The organism is Campylobacter gracilis, from assembly GCF_018374135.1.
Taxonomy (GTDB): domain Bacteria; phylum Campylobacterota; class Campylobacteria; order Campylobacterales; family Campylobacteraceae; genus Campylobacter_B; species Campylobacter_B gracilis_A.
Map to the genome: position 1 here is coordinate 38,200 of NZ_JAHAFS010000010.1, position 19,163 is coordinate 57,362.

The window sequence follows — 19,163 nt, forward strand, 5'->3', positions numbered from 1 at the left end:
CTGCACGTGAGATATTGCTGCACTGCGTGCAGATTTATCTGGCGCTAACGCGCTGCGTGTTCAAATTTACGCTTTCACGATGCGGGTCTCGGTCGGTAAAATTTGCAAATTTGACCCCAAATTTGAGCGTAAAACGATAAGGCGCAGTATTTTTTCTTTAGACGAGGCGGAAACGACGGAGGCCAGAGAGCGGACTAGTCGTCCGTGACCGAAGCCGACCGAGTTTCTAACGAAGTATAAAGGAAAAAGACAAGCCGCAAAAGGCTAAATTTTAACGGCCAAACTCACGCTAAATATCCCATCCCCATCTATCCACTCTTTTACTTTTTTAAATCCCGCATTTGCTACGAGCTGATCCATCTCAGCCTGGCTGCGGCGGCGCATGATCCACGCAGCGCCCTGCCTGTGGCTGGATAGAGCGCGCGCGATCATTTCAAGCTGCGGGTGCCACGGCTGATTGGTGTAGATGAGGTAGCCGCCGCTTCTTACGCTGCTTGAAAAGCCTTGTAGCGCGGTGCGCACGACCGAGTTATCCGGGAAGAGCTCAAAGAGCCCCGACACGACGCCAAGCGTATATGCGTCCTGCAGGCCCTCGTAGCTAGCGGCGTCAAAGGCGTTTACCTGCGCAAAGCTCGCGACGTCCTCTAGCCCGCGCTCCTTTATCATTTCGCTGCCGGCTTTTACGTTTATGTCGCTGTAGTCGCGCAGCGTTATGCGCTCAAATTTATGCCCCCGCGCGGCGTCTAGTATGTATCTGCCGTGTCCCGAGGCGATGTCGAGCAGTCGTAGCGGCTCGCCTCGCTCCTGTAGCTTTGCTACGGCTTGATCGATGGCTAGCTTGATATTTCGTTTGCGCTCTCTGATACCGCGCCAGCCGATGGCGTTTAGGTAAATTTCGTCGATAAATTTAAAAAATTTATTCGCCCCTTGCGGCTCGTTTCGGTAAACGTAATCAAGCGTACTGCCGCTATCGTAGCCGGTATTTTCGCCGATCTTGAGCCCGCCGACCCACGGCGAAACCGCCTGCATAAATATCCGCTGAAATTTAAACCGCAAATTTTTCGGGCTAAATCTCGGTAGCGGCGTAGCTAGCCTATCGGCCTCCTCGCGGCTAAAGCCGTATTCGTCCGCATGCGTGCAGTCCACCTCGCTAAAAGGCGCTCTAAACCTCTCGCCGACGAACTCGCGCACGATCTCAAACGCCCTCTCCCGCTCGCTCTCGCCCAGCGTATCGTGGTAAAATCCCTCTAAAACCTCGCGCCTTTTTACGCGTGCGCCAAGAGCGTTGTAAAACTCGTGCTGCGGTGCGTGCTCCACGACCCAGTCATCGCCCGAGATCAGCAGCAGCGTAGGCGTCGTGATAGCTGCAGCGTCAGAAACCACGCGCTGCGCCGCTTCGTAAAGCCCCAGCAGTATGCGCACCGAGATCGCGCGAGTGATGAGCACATCGGCGTCGTAGCTGGCCTGGCGATCCTTGTCGTGAGTGAGATAGTGAGCCTTGACGTAGCTGTTTACGAAAAAATTTCCGCGGGCGCAGTAGAGCGCCTTTAGGCCCGCTCTAGCAAACGGCACGTAAAGCTTCACGCTAAACGCAGGACTAGCTAGCACCGCGCAGCGAACGCGCGGAGCGTAGTCGTGCAGCCACGCCGAGACCAGCACGGCGCCCACGCTCTGGGCTATCACGGCTAGATTTTGCGTCTCAAAGCCGAATCTCTGCTCGATATGTGCCACAAACTCGTCCACGTCGGCGATGAGGCGGCCGACACTCGGCGCGTCGCCCCGCTCGCCGTCGCTCCTGCCGTGTCCGCGCTGATCCCACGCAAAATAGCTCAAACTCTCGTCCGCTAGCTCGTCCGCTACGTGCGTCGTCCTACCCGAGTGCTCGTGCCCGCGGTGAAAAATCGCTACGGCTTTGGCGTTTGGCGCGGCTTTAAATTTGAGATTTTGCTCGGCGTTTTCAGCCGGCTCTTTCTCGTTTAAATTTGAGTCCGAGTTTTCGCCGCCGTTTAGTAAATTTTGCTCGCCGGGTTTACCTTCGCCGCTTGAGCCTAGCTCCGCATTTTCATCCGCGCCGCTTGCTTGCTCGATAGTCAAATTTGAGATTTCGTTTGTGGCCCCGGTGCTTAAATTTGACCCGTCAAATTTACCGACCTCGCTCAAATTTACTTCATTTGCGCCCGGGTTTTCGCACGCCACGTCGCTAGCCAGGCGGTATCTGTAAAATATCCTAGCCCCGTCACTCGTTATAAAGTAGCTCTCTTTAAACTCCATTTTTCGCCTTTCTCGCTTAAATTTATCGATTTTTCTACTTATTTTATCCTAAAATGCCCCGTTATCTCGTAATCCTTTAGAACGTCCTCTTCCTGCGCGCCAAGCCCGATGTTATGGATCACGAGCGGGGTTTTGTCGGCGGCAAATTTATCCGAAACTATACCGATATGCGGCCTGCCGTTATCCAGCCGCCACGTCACGATATCGCCTGCTTTAAACTCGCCCTTCGTCTCGTAATCCTTGCGTTTTAAATAGGTCGCGATGTTTGGCACGCGGCGATGATCGATATTTTTATCGGTCTTTTTCGCGCCCCAGTTTTTTGGATAGGCGCTAAAATTTGCGCTCATGTCCTCGTGGATGAGCCGCTGCAGATCGATATCCTGCCCGCGTAGCACCCTAACTACGACGTCGGTGCAAACGCCCTTCATCATATCCACGTCGCCCATCGGATAGGCTAGCCTCTCGTACGAAGGATCGTAAAACAGCGTCCGTCCAACCTGCGCTCTAGCGTCTTACACGAGTTTTTCGGCCGAAAATGCAAATGCAAAATTTGCCGCGAGCGCTAAAAGTAAAATTTTGCTCCAAATTTTCATCAAAACCTCACGCGTAAAAATATCTAACTATGTGAAAAAATATCGGCGCCGCAAAGCACAGCGAGTCCATACGGTCAAGCATCCCGCCGTGCCCGCTGATCATATAACCCCAGTCCTTGACGCCTAGATCGCGCTTGATCGCAGACATAACGAGACCTCCTAAAAAGCCCATCATACAAACGGCAAGCCCGATGAAAAACGCCCCCACCGCGCCAAAGGGCGTGAGATGATGCAGGCACGCAGCCAGCGCGCTAGCGCTAAGAACCCCTCCCGCAAAGCCGACCACGGTCTTAGACGGACTGATGCTAGGCGCGATCTTGCGCTTGCCAAAAAGCTTGCCCCAGACGTACTGCAGCACGTCGCTAGACTGCACGACTATGATCAAAAATAGCATCAGCTCCATGCTGTTGCCGCGCTCAAGATCTAGCAAAAGAAGTGCCGGGATATGCGAGATACAAAACACGCAGATCATCAGCGCCCACTGGATCTTCGTCGAGCGCTCTAAAAAATATGCCGCATCGCCGCAAATAGCCGCTAAAATCGGCAAAAACAAAAATCCGTAAACCGGGATAAATATCATCGCCATCGCGTACCAATCGGCATAGATAAATATATACTGCACGGGCAAAATCACGTAAAAACACGCCACGAGCGCGATGTGATCGCCCCTGCGGATGTAGATGAGCGACAAAAACTCGCGCAATGCGGCAAAAGATACGAGCAAAAACAAAAATATCACGGCGTTTTTGCCCATGTATGTAAACGCGAAAATGACCAAAATCATCGCCCACCAGGCGTTTATGCGCGAGGTCAAATTTGCAATGGTTTTGTTCTCGGCGCCAAATTTCGCCTTTAGCATAAATGCAACGGCGCTAGAGACGACTAGCACCGCGATGAGTCCTAAAAATAGATTTAATATATGATTTTGCGGGTTCATTTTAGTGCCTTTTGGTTAAATTTGAAGCTAAATTTGACATCTGTTTTGAAGCGCTCCGAGCGAGCCGAATTTACGCGCGTTTGGTTTGCCTTGCAGGTAGTTTGCTTGATTAAATTTGTTAGCGAAAAAAGCTCGCGCTTTGGGCTCGCGCTTGAGTCAAATTTGATTTGCGGCGAGGTGAGCGTTTTGGCCCGGGCTTTGTTTTTAAATTTGACGCTTTTAGCCGCCGTTTTAGAAGGCTTGCCGTCAAATTTGCCGTAAAAATCGTTCGCAAATTTACCCGTCTTGTGCGGCAAATTTACAGGGCTCAAATTTACAGCTCTGGCCAAAGTCGCCTCGCTAGGCTTTCGTTCTATCATTTTGCATATCGCTCATAGCTAGCAGCGCGTCCTGCGCCTTTTGTAAAAACTCGCCCTTGCCCTCGCCGCCGTAGGTTATCTCCTCGCCCACTATCAGCTCGCAAAGCAGCGGGATGGGTATCATAAAGCCCTTGGGCAGGACGTTGCGCGCATTTTTGATCCATACGGGCACGAGCGGGATGTCAGGACACTGCTGCGCCAGGCGAAATATCCCGCTTTTAAACGGCTGTAGCGCGAGATCGTCGTCCATCTTGCGCGTGCCTTCCGGAAAGATGATGAGAGAGTGTGCCTGCAGCGCTTCGCTCATTTGCGTTAGCGCCTCTAACGGATCTTTATGACGGCTGATTAGCACCATATTAAATACGTTTTTAGCAAGAAATCTGCGCACTCGCCCGCTCTCCCAGTACTCCGCCGCCGCGACGGGGCGCACGCGCTTTCTCACGCGGTAAGGCAGCGAGACGAAAATCAGCAAAAAATCGCCGTGGCTAGCGTGGTTTGCGTAGTAAATTTTAGTGCCGTCGCCGATGTTTAAAAGCTCCTGCGGCGGCCGTACGCCCGTGATAAATATCGTGATGCGGCAAAGGATAAAATCAAGCGCTGCGGCTAAAAAATTTTTCATCTTGTATCCTTTTTACTCTTTTGTTTTTTAAATTCATTTTTTGTGACGCCCTCAATTTTACGATTGCATGCGGCAAATGAGCTTCTTACCCGCCTCGCCGAAAACGAGCTAGACATAAATTTGAGGCGATTAAAGCCGATACGGTTTTAAGTAATGCCTGCAATTTGTCGCTTTTGCTACTTGCCTTTGATTTCGCCGACTTTGATAAAACGCTCGGAATTAACCAAGCACGTTTTGCGCGCCGAGCGTCTTTAAAACATTTAAATTAAGCGGACAAATTCGTCGTGATATTTTATCCTCGCCTCAAAAAATCTCGTAAATTTAAACAAGATCAAATTTATAACGATTGCGTGCCCGCGTCGAGGCGAGCCTGAAACTTTTGCAATTATATCAAATTTAGACAAATTTACCTTGCGTTGGTTTTGGAGATAGCTATTAAATTTATCCTCGTCCGAGGTGCCCTATTCCCCGCTTTTTAGTCCCATTCTCACGCGGTTTGCACAAGTAAGCGCAAGTAAAAATATCGCGGCGTAAAGCACCCAACTAAACCACTCTGGCAGTCGCCCAAATAGCGCATATATCGTACCGATAAGCCCGAATATAAACGCGCGGTCGCTCTTGCCCATAGGTCCGTCGTAGCGTCTGCCCCGTCCGTGAATCTGACCTAGAACGCCTAAAAATTCGCTCATAAAAGCTAGAAAAATAACGAGCGCGATAACACCCCAGTCAAACGGCGCTACGAAGGCAAACGGCAGATACAGCGCGGCGTCCGAGATGACGTCCGTGGCTTCGTTCAGGTAGCCGCCCAGCGGGCTTTTTTGATTAAACTCGCGAGCCAGCATGCCGTCGATGGCATTTAGCGCCATACGCAAAAACATCCAAACGGGCAGCAGAAAGAATAGCGTCGAAATTTCGGCGAATTTTATCAGAAGTCCGCCCAGCAGAACGGAAATGACGCAGGCTGTGATCGTGACTTGATTTGCGCTGATGCCCGCGCCGTAAAGACCTCTTACTAACGGACGAAGTAAATTTTGAAATTTGGGCTTTAAGTCGTAAATTGTCATTGAGGACTCCGAAAATTTGATTTTCGTATTGTCGCTTAAAAATGCTTGGAGGCAGATTAAATGTGTAGCCGGCTTTTGTATGAGCTTTTTAATCGTCGATTTTTAAAAGCATTAGGATAGGAAATAAACTATGAAAATATGAGTAAATTATCTCTTATATCATTGCCGTGATCGGCACTCAATTTTTTGGTGCGGGCTCGCGGCGACAAAAGTAGCGTTTGCGGCACGATGATAGGCAGCGTGGTAATCTCCATTATGGAAAGCGTACGGCGCTCATCGTCATATCCGCATCCATCTTCGCTCAATTCGGTACGGAGAAGTGCTCAATCCCTCTATGCGGGCCGCAAAAATTTATAAATCGTATGGGATTTCATCGCGATAGATTTCAAACTTCGCTCTCCGCCGCAAATGCAATAAACCCTGCGGCAAAGCCCATAAGACCTTGTCGCGAAAATTCTAAATTATAGCGGCGCCGAGCCGGGAAGAGTACTTTTAAATTTTAAAATTTCGCGGCGGCGCAAAGCCTCCGTATTTGCGGATTTAAGGTCAAATTTTAAAATTTAATCTTGCCAGATATTTTCGTTTAATTTTAGACTTTTTACGATGGAGAGAAAGAATAGAAGCTCGTGCTTGATAGACGCGGCGGGATCAAAGCCAAATACGCTGCGATCTACACTAGGCTCGAAACTATCGTATTTCGTACGGATGAAAATATAGACGTTTCTACCCGAAAAGCTTAAACTGATCGGTCCACCGGCGCCGCTTCTAAAGTGAAGCAAGCGCCGCATAAAGGCGGGTGTGAGGGCATACATTGCAGACACGGCGTCGGCGCTATATACGCTAAATGCGGAGCTAAACTCGCTATCGTCCATCGCGATCTTCTTAAGTCCGCCGAGTGTTGGCCTCGCGCTGAGCGGAGGCAGGATCACGGCCACCGAGTTTACGCGCTTTTTAAATTCCGCGTAGAAAAAGATCCCCCTGCTGCTACGTCGTTCGTCGGTGTGGGTCACGCAGACATCCGCAAAGCTGAAAAATACTCCGTCATAAACGCCGGAAATTTTATCTTCGCAATCAAAATAGCTTATGCCGTCCACAAATAGACCGCTCGCGCGCAGATACGACGGCCTAAACGAGCCTGAAATTTCATAGCGGTAGCCTAGGCTTGCGATATAAGGCGTGATATATTGGTGTTTAAAGGCGCGGACGAATTTTTTGGATCTATTATATTTGATCCGCTCTAGCGCGGCACCCGCGATATTAAATAACGAAAGGCAGATGGTTACGAGTGCGATGACGAAGCGCAAGGTATCATTCTCGCACATTTCTACGCCTTTGGCAAGCATCCACAGCAAGATGCAAAAGATAAATACGCGCACTATATTTGCATCTTTATTCACTACTCTATAAGAGATGCTGCCGCAGCTAAATGCCACTATGATCCAGCAGAGGCCCATTGCTGCATTTTGATCTCTAAAATTGAAAAATAGCCACAGCGCCGAGGCTAGCACCGCTAGTACTATTATCGAAAACGCCGTGCCTTTGTGCTGCTCCGCCTCATCTAGGATGCCGAGCCTTAGTTTTTCCAGTTCGTTTGCGGTCATCTTTCTCTTTCTAAATTTAGCTAGCAAATTTTAAAGCTTAGCCTCGAATCTGCCCCTAAATTTAAAAGACTAAGCTTTAAAATTTACAAAATTCCGCTCTTTAAATTTAGCGCGAATTTCTGCGCTAAATTTAGCTTTGGCACAAAATTTCTACGATCACCTGCGGCAATAGCTCATGCTCGATCTCGTGGATTTTGGCTTCGTAAGCTTCAAAGCTCATGCCCGCACTCTTTTCAAACGCGCGCTGGGCGATGATCGCGCCGCCGTCAAGCTCCTCGCTGACCCAGTGCACGCTCACGCCGCCTACCTTCATATCGCTTTCAAAACTTTCTTTTATCGCGTGCGCGCCCTTAAAAAGCGGCAGCAGCGACGGGTGAAGGTTTATCGCGCGAACTCTGCTCGTAAAAACGGGGGTGAGGATACGCATAAAGCCCGCAAGTACCGTAAGCTCCGCGCCGCTTTTTTCGATCTCGCGCACGAGGGCGGCGTCAAATTCCTCGCGGCTAGCGAAGTCTTTGTGATTTAGGATCACGCTTTGAAGTCCGAATTTTGCGGCCTTTGCGATACCGCCGGCGTCCGCTTTGTTGCTTAGCGTTAGCACGACTTCGATCTTAGTTTCGCCAAAAGTTTTGCCGTGCAGCTTCTGCAAGATCGCCTCTAAATTTGAGCCGCTGCCGCTAAAAAGCACGGCGAGCTTTTTCACAACCATTTTACCTCCTCGATGAGATCGAGCGGATTTAGCGCGTAGGAGTTTTTGGCGAAGGCTCGCGCGGCGAGTGCGTGGGCTAGGACGCCGCAGATTGAGGCTTGCAGAGGCGAGTAGCCTTGCGCGAGCAGCCCGCCGATGAGCCCTGCGAGTACGTCGCCGCTGCCGCCCTTTGCGAGCGCGGCGCTGCCCTTGTCGCAGACGTAGATGACGCCCGCCTGAGCGATGAGCGTGTTTGCGCCCTTTAGCACGAGCACGCCGCTAAATTTCTCGCTCCACGCCTGCGCAAGCTCGAAACGCCGCTCTTGCAGCTCGCTCACGCTAAGATCTGCGATACCCGTGATCTTTAAAAGCGAGCAAAACTCCTTCGGATGGGGCGTTATGACTAAATTTGAGTTATCGCTAAGCAGGCTTAAAATTTCGCGCTCGTAGCACAGATCGGCGTCGATGACGCAGCTTTTGTCCCGCAGTGCAGCAAGATCTATCTTTCGCTCCCCGAGGCCGCAGCCGCAGACTACGACCCGCGCGGCATCGAATGAGCTTTTTTGCATCAAAATCGGGCTTAAATTTAATGGCTCCTTACTAACGACACTAACAAGCCCGCTGCCGATTGCGTGAGCCGCTAGAGCCGCCATCTGCGCCGCTCCGCTCATCTGCCCGCTTACGACGTAGGTGTGCCCGAAATCGCCCTTGTTGGTGTTTTGTTTCCTGCGTAGCGGCAGCTTCAGATCGCTTTTTTGAAGTAGAAAATATTCGCTCCGTCCTTCGAAATTTGAGCGCGAAATTCCAAGATTTGCGACCTTGATCCGTCCTACCTGATCCTTCGCGCCGTCCGAAAATAGCGCGAGTTTGAGCGCTCCCATCGCGATCGTCAGATCCGCGCAAAATGCACCGCCTAAAATGCGCCCGAACTTGTCGATGCCGCTTGGGATATCTACGGCGATTTTTAGGGATTTTGAGCTATTTGCGAGAGATAAAATTTCACAAATTTCAGAGCTTAAGGCTTTGTTTAAACCGCTACCGAAAATTCCGTCGATTATGCAGTCTGCGTTTATAATCTCATCGTGCAGGATGCTCGGCTCGCCGTATTCGTTGCCTAGGTTGCCGTGCTCGCCGCTGCGTCCCGCGATCTCAAATTTAGCGCTCGTAAATTTTGCGCTTAATTTATCGCTGTCACACGAAATGTCTGCACCGCTTAGGCTTTCGAGCTCTCCCCGCGGCTCGCTTGCGCCAGTGCCTTTTAAAGAGGAGCCGTCTACGCTTTCATGCGCGCAGGCATCCTTGCTAGACGCTTCCTCTACGTGCTCGCAAGCGTCTTTTACGCTCGAGATATCGATAAGTTTAACGCCCGCAGCCCGCGCCGCATCCGCTTGAAATTTGCCCGCCGCGCTTCTATTTTCGAGCACGCAAAGCGCCGTGCAGCTAAAATCCCCGCTTAATTTTCGCAGCGCCGCCATCGCATCCGCGCCATTGTTTCCGCCGCCGCAAAGTGCTAAAATGCGCGAGCCCTTTTTGAGTCGCTTTCTGATCTCGCCCTCGATCTTGCAAGCGGCGTTTTCCATTAAAATTTGCTCGCCAAGTCCAAATTTCGCGCTCGCCCTGGCGTCGAGCTCCTCGGTGCTAAAGAAAATTTTTTTCAAATTTCGCTCCTTATGCGAAAGCTAAGAGCCTCCAAAATATGCGCCTTAGCGATGATCTCTGCACCTGCTAGATCGGCAATCGTGCGCGCGAGCTTTAGCGTCTTATTTACGCCGCGCTGCGAAAGATCGTAGCGGGTGATCGCCGTTTGCAGAACCTCTCGCGCAGCGCTTTCGCAGACGCAAAATTTTTTGGTCTCCTCGTCGCGCAGCTTTGCGTTTAGTTCGCTCTGCCCACGAGCCTTTTGTGCGCGAAACGCCCGTAGCACCGCATCAGCCATCTCCTCGCTGCAAACGTCGCTTCTGTCGTCCGCACCGGTCTCGTCCATCGCGACGTATATGTCGATGCGATCCAGTAGCGGCGCGGAGATCGTGTTTTTGTAGCGCCTGATGTCGTTTAGCGAGCAGGTGCAGGTGAGGTTTTTGGAGAATAAATTTCCGCACGGGCAGGGGTTTTGCGCCGCGACGAAGATAAATTTCGTTTGGTATTCGACCTTGGAATTTACGCGCGAAATCAAAATTCTATTATCCTCTAGCGGCTCGCGCAGGCTTTCTAAAATTTGCTTGCCGAAGTGCGGCAGCTCGTCGAAAAACAGCTCGCCGCCGTTTGCAAGCGCGACCTCGCCGATCTTTGCGCCGCTACTGCCGCCGCCGAAAATGGAGCTGCGCGTGCTGGTGTGGTGCGGCGAGCGGAAGGGGCGCAGCGCGCTAAAATCGACGTCTTTGTTATTTAGCGACTCGTAGGCGCACGAGAGCAGCACTTCGCCTAGGCTCTGCGGAGGCAGAATTCTGGCTATTCGCTTGGCGCACATGCTTTTGCCGCAGCCGGGGCTGCCCTCAAAGAGGATGTTGTGCATGCCGCACGCGGCGATCAGGCTCGCGCGCTTGGCGCGCTTTTGCCCTTTGACGTCTTTGAAATCAAGCGAAAAATCGCGGTTGGGAACGTAAGCTTGCCCGTCAATTTCCACGACGTTTTTAAAAAGCGGATGGGTTTCTCGCATGAGCCTGCTTGCGGCAAATTCCTCGTCTAAAAAAAATCTGACCGCATCGCTTAGGTTACTCACCGCATAAACGTCGTAATTTGGGATCGTGCAGGCCTTTAGAGCAATGCTTTGCGGCACTAAAATTTTAGCGCGCTTCACCTTCGTGCTTAAAAAAAGTAGGATCGAAAAGAGGCTCGCCGTGCTCTTTAGGCTGCCGTCTAAACCGAGCTCGCCGAAGACGAAGAAATCGCCGTCGATGCGCTCTTTTTGCAGCGCGATGAGAAGCGCGATCGCAAGATCGAAGTGCGAGCCGTTTTTGGGCGTGTCGGAGGGGGAAAGATTTATGATGATTTTGGATGCGGGAAATTTAAAATTTAAGCTCATAAGCGCGGCTTTTACGCGACTTTCGCTCTCTTTTATCGTAGCGCCCGCAAGACCGACGATATTAAATCCCGGCAGCCCCCGCACGAATGTCGACTCGACCTCTACGGGGATCAGAGCATCCGTGAAGGCAGCGCATTTTAGGGATTTCATTTCGATTTTTCTTTTAGACTTTTTTTGAATTCTTTATCAAATTTTTTGCGTTTGTTGTATCCGATGCGCTCGATGAAAAGATGTCCGTCGAGGTGGTCCATCTCGTGCTGGATACAGACGGCTAGCAGCTCGCTAGCGTCCATTTCGTGGGTATTGCCGGCGCGGTCTTTAAACTGCACCGTGATAAACTCAGCGCGCGTTACGTCCTCGTAAAAGCCAGGCACCGACAGGCAGCCCTCCTGAAATACGACCTCGCCTTCCTTTTTTAAAATTTGCGGATTGATGATCTCGATGAGGTCTTTTTTGTCTTGGATTTTTTCCTCATTGGCTAAATTTATGATCAAAGCGCGCACGGGCCTGCCTACCTGGATGGCGGCAAGGCCTATGCCGTTTTTTGCGATCATCGTCTCATACATATCGTCCAAAAGCTCGCCCAGCGCTGCGTCGAATTTAACGACCTCGGTCGATCTTTGGTATAGCTTTTTATTCGGATAGGTAAGGACGTCCAGGATCATCTATTTAAAGCTCTTTTGAAGTACCTGATCGATCAGTCCGTATTGCACGGCATCCTCGGCGCTCATGAAAAAGTCGCGATCGGTATCCTTTTCGACCTGCGCGAGATCTTTGCCGGAATTTTGCGAAAGGATGCCATTCAGAATTTCTTTCATTCGTAAAATTTCTTTGGCTTGGATCTCGATGTCGGTAGCCTGGCCTTGCGCGCCGCCTAGGGGCTGGTGGATCATTATGCGCGAGTTTGGAAGCGCGTAGCGTTTGCCTTTGGCTCCGCAGCTTAGCAAAAATGCCCCCATCGACGCCGCTTGACCGATACAGATTGTACTTACGTCGGGTTTGATGTAATTCATCGTGTCATAAATGCTAAATCCGCTCGTAACCACGCCGCCCGGGGAGTTGATATATAGATAGATATCCTTATCCGGGTCCTCCGCCTCCAAAAACAGAAGCTGTGCGACGATCGAGCTTGCTACTGCGTCGTCGATCTCGCCGCTAAGCATTACGATACGATCTTTTAGCAGTCTCGAGTAGATGTCGTAGCTGCGCTCTCCGCGACTAGTTTGTTCGATAACGTAAGGAATCACCATCTATTCGCCTTTCTCTTCTTTTTTGCCCTGCTTGGAGAAAATATCATTGAATAGCTTCTCCTCTATAAGTGCCATTTTGACAGCCGGCAGCATGCCGTTGTTGCGGTATCTATTTAGATGCTCCTTCGGATCGGCGCCGTATGTGTAGGCCTCCATATAGACCGCTTGGACGAGCTCCTGATCGCTCACGTCGATATTGCGTTTTTTGGCTAGTTCGTCGATTAAGAAAGTAAGTTTGACGCTGTTTTCGGCAGCCTTTCTAAACTCTTCGCGCTTTTTATCCACTGCGTTTTTATCGTTTTTAAATTCCTCGATCTGCTCCTTTGAAAAGCCGCTCCAGGCGTTATTAAACTGCAAATTAATCTCCTGCTCGACGATCGCTTTTGGAAGCGCGAAGTTAAATTTCTCGGCGAGCGCGTCGGCAAATTTAGGCTTTAGATCCTCGTTTATCAGCTTTTGAAGCTTATCGTTTTTGATGCGCTCTTTGATGCGCGCTTCAAATTTCTCCTTGCTCGGCTCCGCTTCGCCTGGAAGCGCTTGCTTTAGCTCCTCCTCGCCGAGCTCTTTGGCGGGTTTTTTAGCTTGAATTTCATGAAGTTTGACTTTAAAGATCGCGTCCTTGCCGGCTAAATTTTTCGCGCCGTAATCTTGCGGAAATTTAACCGCTACGTCGCGTTCCTCGCCCACTCTAAGTCCGATCATACCGTCTTCAAAGCCCGGGATAAATTGATTTGAGCCGATCTGAAGGACGTAGTCCTGCGCCTTACCGCCGTCGAATGGCTTGCCGTCCACGAAGCCTTCGAAGTCGAATTTTGCAAAATCGTCTTTGGCTAGAATTTTTTTGTTGGTTTTAGAAAGCGGAGCGATCATCTGCAAAAATTCCGCCACTTTTTCGTCGATCTCTTTTTGGGTAACACGCGGGCTGCTAAATTTAGGAATCAGCTCCTCGTACCCCTCGACGCTAACCTCCGGTCTGAAAGAAATTTCGATCTCAACGTCGATGTCGCCTTCTTTTTCGTCAAATTTAGAAAAAATCGGCTCGGATAAAATTTCATCTTGTTTTTTCTTTAAAATTTTAAGAGACTGATCGATCATATCTTTAAGAAGCTCCTGCTTCGCATCGCCCTCAAGCTGCTTGCCGTATCGCTTCAAAACCACCGCGGTAGGCACTTTGCCCTGTCTGAATCCGTCGATTCTTAGCTGCTTGGAGGCCTTTTTGGCTAGCTCTTCTACTTTGGCTGCGATCTGCTTTGCTTCGATCTTGCTCGCAGCTACCGCATTTGCGGCGTCTTTCATTTTTGCTTTTACTTCCATAAAATTCCTTTAGAAAATTTAAAAATAGCAAATAATATATCAAAAAATTTCTTATTTAAAGTATAAATTCCTAAAATTTGCCGAGCCTAAGCGGCTCGCGGCTTTTAAATTTTAAAATTTTTAAGAGCCCGCCTTGAAATTTAAAGCGGGCTTGAGGCTAAAATTTTACCGATATGTTAAACATAAACTGCCGCGCGTAGCTCGAAATTTTAATCGGAATTTTAAAATTTATCAGCGTTATAAAAGGCGTTTTTGAGTAATATCGCGCATCGATTTTTAAGGAATTGCTAAAAATGGACGAAAAAAGCCGAGTAAAATTTGAAAATTGCGTGTCGCAGATGCTTGAAATTTTAGGCGAGGATCCGAAGCGCGACGGGCTTGCAAAGACGCCTGAGCGCGTAGCTAAAGCCTATGAGTTTCTAACTAGCGGCTATGAGCTGGATCCAAAAGAAATTTTAAACGACGCGCTGTTTGAGAGCAGTAACAACGAGATGGTTCTGATAAAAGATATAGAATTTTATAGCCTCTGCGAGCACCATCTGCTGCCTATCATCGGGCGCGCGCACGTCGCGTATATACCGAATAAAAAGGTCGTGGGGCTTAGCAAAATTCCGCGTATGGTAAATATTTTCGCGCGCAGGCTGCAGATCCAAGAGCAGCTTACCGAGCAGATCGCAGGCGCCATCGAGGAGGTGATCCATCCGCTCGGCGTGGGCGTGGTGCTGCAGGCGCGACACATGTGCATGGAGATGCGCGGCGTGCAAAAGATCAACTCGACCACGACTACGTCGGCACTGCGGGGGCTTTTTATCAGCCGAAACGACACGCGCAAGGAATTTTTCGATCTAATAAATTCTCCGAAAACTTTTGGTTTTTAAAACGGCAAACGTTAAAGAAAAATTTAGCAATTATGTTATATTATCGTGCGAAATTGATAAAAGAGCGAAATTGTCTGATTAAATTTCAGGCAAATTTTAGAAAGGAATTTTATGCAGCGCGTTTATTTGGATAATAACGCCACTACGATGGTCGATCCCGAAGTTTTTGAGGAGATGAAGCCGTTTTTTTGCGATAAATACGGCAACCCAAATTCCCTTCACAGCTTCGGCAGCGAGACCCACCCCGCGCTAAGAACTGCGATGGATAGGCTCTATGCGGGACTCGGAGCTGCGGATGCGGACGATATCGTCATCACGAGCTGTGCGACCGAGAGCAATAACTGGGTTTTAAAAGGAATTTACTACGATAAAATTCTAACCGGCGAGAAGGATAATATCGTCATAAGCTCCGTTGAGCACCCCGCAATCAGCGCAACCTGTGCTTTTTTAGAAAAAATTTGCGGCGTAAAGATCACTCGCCTGGGCGTCGATAAAGACGGACTAATCGATCTTGACGAGCTTAGCGAAAAGATCAACGACAAAACCGCGCTTGTTAGCGTGATGTGGGCAAATAACGAAACCGGTACGATCTTCCCCGTAAAAAAAATCGCACAAATCGCACACGAGCGCGGTGCGCTGTATCACGCCGACGCGGTGCAGGCCATAGGCAAGATAAAGGTAAACGTGCGCGATGCGAACGTGGATTTTTTAAGCCTATCGGGGCATAAATTTCACGCTCCAAAGGGCGTCGGCGCGCTCTACATCAAAGATAGCAAGCCGCTTACGAGTCTGCTTCATGGCGGCGAGCAGATGGGTGGGCGCCGCAGCGGTACGCTAAACGTAGCGGGCATCGTGGGGCTCGGCAAAGCTTTGGAACTAGCGAATAAATTTATGGATTTTGAGCGTACTCAGGTAAGCAGACTGCGCGATAAGCTGGAGGACGCGCTTTTGCAAATTTCAAACGTCAGCGTCGTGGGCGACCGCAGCATTCGCGTGCCAAACACTATCCTTGCCTCGATCCAAGGCGTCGAGGGAGAGGCGATGCTGTGGGATCTGAATAAAGCTGGTATCGCCGCTTCTACGGGCTCTGCGTGTGCGAGCGAGGCGCTCGAGAATAATCCGATAATGGAAGCGATCGGCGCGGATAAGGAGCTGGCACATACGGCGCTAAGACTTTCGCTGTCGCGCTTTACGACGGAGGCGGAGATTGATTATGCGATCGAACATATAGGTAAGGCTATCGCCCGTCTGCGCGGGATTTCAAGCACGTTTGCTTACGCGCCGCAAGGTTATGAGAAAAATAAAGGATAAAAAATGGCAAAAAATAGTTTGATAAACGGCTCGATCTGGGAGCAATACTCGCAAAAAGTGCAGGATCGCATGAATAATCCTCGCTATATGGGCGAGATCACCGAGGAGGAGGCGAAGGCTAGAGGCGGCAAGCTAGTGGTCGCGGACTTCGGCGCCGAGAGTTGCGGCGATGCGGTGAGGCTGTACTGGCTGATAGATCCTAAAACCGATAGAATTTTAGACGCTAAATTTAAAAGCTTTGGTTGCGGTACGGCGATTGCGAGTTCGGACACGATGGCTGAGCTTTGTATCGGAAAGACCGTCGATCAAGCGGTAAAGATTACAAATTTAGACGTAGAACACGCGATGCGCGACAACCCGGACGAGCCCGCCGTGCCGCCGCAAAAGATGCACTGCTCGGTAATGGCATACGACGTCATCAAGCAGGCTGCAGCGAATTATAAGGGCATCGATCCCGCGCATTTCGAGGATGAAATCATCGTGTGCGACTGCGCGCGCGTGAGCCTTGGCACGATCAAAGAGGTGATCCGCCTAAACGACCTTCACACGGTCGAGGAGATCACGCAATACACTAAAGCGGGTGCGTTTTGCAAATCCTGCGTGCGCCCGGGCGGACACGAGGAGAAGGATTACTATCTGGTCGATATTTTAAAGCAAACCAGAGAGGAGATGGAGCGAGAGAGACTTCAGGCTCAAGCCGATGCGAGCGCCGCTAATAACGTGAAAGCGGGAGCCGAGATGAGCTTTGAGCAGCTAAATTTGATCGGTAAATTTAAAGCGGTCGAAGGGGTACTTGACGAGGATATCCGCCCGATGCTTCAGATGGACGGCGGCAATCTCGACGTCATCGACATTAGGCCTGCAGACGACGGCAAAACGGACATCTACATCCGCTACCTGGGTGCTTGCAGCGGCTGCGCTAGCGGTGCGAGCGGTACATTATACGCGATCGAAAATGTTTTGCAAGAAAACCTTAGCCCAAACATCCGCGTAATGCCGATCTAAGGCTATTACTGCTACGTTTGCATCTTAGCTTAGTCTTACGAAATTTTAAGAGCTTGAGCTTTTGCGCAACAGCGGAGCTAAATTTCGCCCCTTAGCTAAATTCGCAATTAGACGTTAAATCTGCGTAGAATTTCGCCGTTTGCTTTTAAGAATATCGCAAATTTTGCTAAGGTTTTCTAGCGTGAAATTCATCCGTAAATTTTGTCTATAAAATTTAATTAAAAGAGCTTTTTATTTCGCTCATGTAAGTTTTTTTATGAGATTTCGTTTGTAAATTGGACATAGAATTTTCTCCGCGAATTTCATCTTTTCATAAATTTCGATGAAAATGCGCCATAAATCGCAGAATTTTAGCTGGCTATAATTTCTTTTTATTATAATTGCGCCTTATTTCAACTAAAAGGGGAGCAAATGAAAGTATTTGTTTTGGCGGCTCTGCTACTTGGTTTTCTATCTGCAAATTCTTTGGATCAGATCAAAAAAGATAGGCTCGTTCGCATAGGTGTATATAACGATCAGCCGCCGTTTAGTGCGCTCGTAGACGGCAAATATAGGGGATTTGAGATTGCTCTTGGCGAAAAGCTCGGTAAGGAGATTTTCGGCGATAATCCTGGCAAGGTAAAATTTATCCCAATCACGGCTTCAAGACGCATTAGCGCTTTACAGCGCAATGAAGTGGATATGGTGATTGCGACCTTTACTCCTACGCCCACGCGAGCGAAAAAAGTAGATTTTTCGGAGCCTTATTTTAAGGTGCAGGTAGGTGTGCTAGCCAAAAAAGACGAGAATGTCACGAGCTTCGATCAGCTGCGCAAAAAGAGGATTTTTGTCATCAAACACTCTCCTATTCACAATTTCTTACGCAAAGCGGGCTTTAGAAAGAATTTAAACTTTTGCGCCAGTTCGGCTAAATGTTACCGCGCTTTCAAAAGGGCGAAAAACGCCGTACATGTCGATGATAACCTAATCCTGCACGCATACGCGATCATCGATAATAAAACGCAGGTTGCTTTGGATGGTCTAGGTAAGCAAACTTACAACGCAATCGCCGTGCAGAAGGGCAATAATGCGCTGCTAGAGCTAATCAATACATCTTTAGCGGGATTAAAAAAAGATGGATTTTTGGATAAGACCTTTGACGATACGCTCGGGATTTTCTATCACGGCACGATCGATAAGAAGGAATTCTTGGTTGAATAAAATTTCGTAGCGAAAAACAGCCATGCGTATTTAAATTTCGCGCGCAAAACCTCGCTTTGTTGTAGCGGCAAAACGGCAGGAATGCCCTATGCATTTGAAATGCTTTTGGAATTCGGCTTAGATTTGAGAAACGCTTGTGCGTGAAGACATACAAATTGATCAAAATTTGTGTTTCGCGCTTGAGCTAAAATTTTATTTTTGCGGAATGAGATTCTGTGAATTTTATGCCGTATTTTCGCGCAAGATAACTAAGTTTAAAATTTACGTAATTTTGTAAGCTTGCTAAAATTCCTCGCTCCGTGGAATTTATATAAGTTTGAAAAATTCTACTTTTTAGCCCACGAAGTACTTACCTACCACTACATTTTAATTTCGATTTAAATTTTAAAATTTAGCCCCAAAACCTAGCTTGGTTTTGATTTAAAATTTTTTGCCCGCGCCTTTTGTGCCTAAATTTCTTAAAAATTCCGCGTACTCCGCCGCGCCTTTTTCTATCTGTTCGGTGCTGCTTTGATAATCCACGCCCGGCGTCTCTTCGGCGCCGTAAAACGCGAAAAATCCGCGCCAGTCGGCATGAAAATAGTAGCGGAATGCCAGCTCAAACGGCGCTAAAATCTGCTCCATCGTGAAATGGTACCGCCCGCTAGGCGCGTAGTCGGCGCGCTTGATGCCCGCGCTCACCGCCAGCGCCACGGCGCGCCTGCGCATGCCCTCGCTTGTGCGCCCATAAGCAAATCCGTACGTCATCGTCGCATCAATCCAACTTTTTAAAATCGCGGGCGAGGAGAAATTATGCAGCGGAAATTGCAGCACTAGCGCGTCGTGGGCTTTGATTATCGCGCGCTCGCGCTCGCCGTCTATTTCGCCGCTAGGATACTCGCGCGCTAGGTCGCGCACGGCGAAGCTTTGCGCGGCGGCCTCTTTCAAAAACCGTTTGTTTATGAGCGAATTTTCGATGTCGGGGTGAGCTAGAATGATTAAGCTTTTCATATTTTTCCTTTAAAATTTTGTTTTTGGGCGATAAAATTTGCCGCTAAAATCGCAGATAGAA

At 49.3% G+C, this 19,163-nt stretch carries 18 protein-coding genes and 1 pseudogene; 4 read left to right on the plus strand and 15 right to left on the minus strand.

The genetic code is table 11. From position 1 onward, the window contains the following. Positions 1 to 264: 264 nt before the first annotated feature. The 14 genes and pseudogenes from KH703_RS05955 to tig form a co-directional block, all read right to left on the minus strand. On the minus strand, positions 265 to 2,271 hold the full coding sequence (locus KH703_RS05955) for a bifunctional alpha/beta hydrolase/class I SAM-dependent methyltransferase (RefSeq protein WP_304294925.1): 2,007 nt from the start codon (positions 2,269 to 2,271) through the stop codon (positions 265 to 267). Between the two features lie 38 nt (positions 2,272 to 2,309). Continuing rightward, a pseudogene (locus KH703_RS05960) lies at positions 2,310 to 2,768 on the minus strand (DUF1287 domain-containing protein); the annotation flags it as partial. Between the two features lie 103 nt (positions 2,769 to 2,871). Further along, entirely contained in the window at positions 2,872 to 3,801 is a 930-nt protein-coding gene (locus KH703_RS05965) for a phosphatidate cytidylyltransferase (RefSeq protein WP_304294927.1), read from the minus strand. Continuing rightward, positions 3,798 to 4,160, minus strand: coding sequence for a hypothetical protein (locus KH703_RS05970; protein ID WP_304294929.1), 363 nt, complete (start codon positions 4,158 to 4,160; stop codon positions 3,798 to 3,800). The genes KH703_RS05965 and KH703_RS05970 overlap by 4 nt, the downstream gene beginning before the upstream one ends. After that, entirely contained in the window at positions 4,141 to 4,779 is a 639-nt protein-coding gene (locus tag KH703_RS05975; protein WP_299086328.1) for a 1-acyl-sn-glycerol-3-phosphate acyltransferase, read from the minus strand. Before KH703_RS05975 ends, KH703_RS05970 begins: the two co-directional genes overlap by 20 nt. Positions 4,780 to 5,240: 461 nt before the next feature. Further along, entirely contained in the window at positions 5,241 to 5,843 is a 603-nt protein-coding gene (locus KH703_RS05980; RefSeq protein WP_304294932.1) for a CDP-alcohol phosphatidyltransferase family protein, read from the minus strand. A gap of 128 nt (positions 5,844 to 5,971) precedes the next feature. Continuing rightward, positions 5,972 to 6,148 (minus strand): hypothetical protein, encoded by a 177-nt coding sequence (locus KH703_RS05985; protein ID WP_304294934.1) that lies wholly within the window; start codon positions 6,146 to 6,148, stop codon positions 5,972 to 5,974. Positions 6,149 to 6,403: 255 nt separating this feature from the next. Further along, entirely contained in the window at positions 6,404 to 7,444 is a 1,041-nt protein-coding gene (locus KH703_RS05990; RefSeq protein WP_304294936.1) for a DUF3137 domain-containing protein, read from the minus strand. Between the two features lie 130 nt (positions 7,445 to 7,574). Continuing rightward, positions 7,575 to 8,153, minus strand: a complete 579-nt coding sequence (gene purN, locus KH703_RS05995) for a phosphoribosylglycinamide formyltransferase (protein WP_304294938.1) — start codon at positions 8,151 to 8,153, stop codon at positions 7,575 to 7,577. Continuing rightward, positions 8,144 to 9,790, minus strand: coding sequence for an NAD(P)H-hydrate dehydratase (locus KH703_RS06000; RefSeq protein WP_304294939.1), 1,647 nt, complete (start codon positions 9,788 to 9,790; stop codon positions 8,144 to 8,146). Before KH703_RS06000 ends, purN begins: the two co-directional genes overlap by 10 nt. Next, complete coding sequence (locus KH703_RS06005) at positions 9,787 to 11,304, minus strand: YifB family Mg chelatase-like AAA ATPase (protein WP_304294941.1); 1,518 nt, start codon at positions 11,302 to 11,304, stop codon at positions 9,787 to 9,789. Before KH703_RS06005 ends, KH703_RS06000 begins: the two co-directional genes overlap by 4 nt. Next, complete coding sequence (gene def, locus KH703_RS06010) at positions 11,301 to 11,819, minus strand: peptide deformylase (protein WP_304294944.1); 519 nt, start codon at positions 11,817 to 11,819, stop codon at positions 11,301 to 11,303. Before def ends, KH703_RS06005 begins: the two co-directional genes overlap by 4 nt. Then, on the minus strand, positions 11,820 to 12,404 hold the full coding sequence (gene clpP, locus KH703_RS06015; RefSeq protein WP_005871578.1) for an ATP-dependent Clp endopeptidase proteolytic subunit ClpP: 585 nt from the start codon (positions 12,402 to 12,404) through the stop codon (positions 11,820 to 11,822). Continuing rightward, positions 12,405 to 13,718, minus strand: a complete 1,314-nt coding sequence (gene tig, locus KH703_RS06020; RefSeq protein WP_304294946.1) for a trigger factor — start codon at positions 13,716 to 13,718, stop codon at positions 12,405 to 12,407. Positions 13,719 to 14,011: 293 nt separating this feature from the next. Here tig and folE point away from each other — a divergent pair, with 293 nt between their 5' ends. The 4 genes from folE (at position 14,012) to KH703_RS06040 (ending at position 18,112) form a co-directional block, all read left to right on the plus strand. Next, positions 14,012 to 14,596, plus strand: coding sequence for a GTP cyclohydrolase I FolE (folE, locus tag KH703_RS06025; RefSeq protein WP_299086318.1), 585 nt, complete (start codon positions 14,012 to 14,014; stop codon positions 14,594 to 14,596). A 111-nt stretch (positions 14,597 to 14,707) separates the two neighbouring features. Beyond that, positions 14,708 to 15,907 (plus strand): NifS family cysteine desulfurase, encoded by a 1,200-nt coding sequence (locus tag KH703_RS06030; RefSeq protein ID WP_304294949.1) that lies wholly within the window; start codon positions 14,708 to 14,710, stop codon positions 15,905 to 15,907. Positions 15,908 to 15,910: 3 nt separating this feature from the next. Further along, positions 15,911 to 16,912 (plus strand): iron-sulfur cluster assembly scaffold protein, encoded by a 1,002-nt coding sequence (locus KH703_RS06035; protein ID WP_298021778.1) that lies wholly within the window; start codon positions 15,911 to 15,913, stop codon positions 16,910 to 16,912. A 411-nt stretch (positions 16,913 to 17,323) separates the two neighbouring features. Then, positions 17,324 to 18,112, plus strand: a complete 789-nt coding sequence (locus tag KH703_RS06040) for a transporter substrate-binding domain-containing protein (RefSeq protein WP_304294951.1) — start codon at positions 17,324 to 17,326, stop codon at positions 18,110 to 18,112. Positions 18,113 to 18,532: 420 nt separating this feature from the next. On the opposite strand, the gene KH703_RS06045 is transcribed toward KH703_RS06040, so the two are convergent. Further along, positions 18,533 to 19,102, minus strand: a complete 570-nt coding sequence (locus tag KH703_RS06045) for an NAD(P)H-dependent oxidoreductase (protein WP_304294953.1) — start codon at positions 19,100 to 19,102, stop codon at positions 18,533 to 18,535. Positions 19,103 to 19,163: the final 61 nt, after the last annotated feature.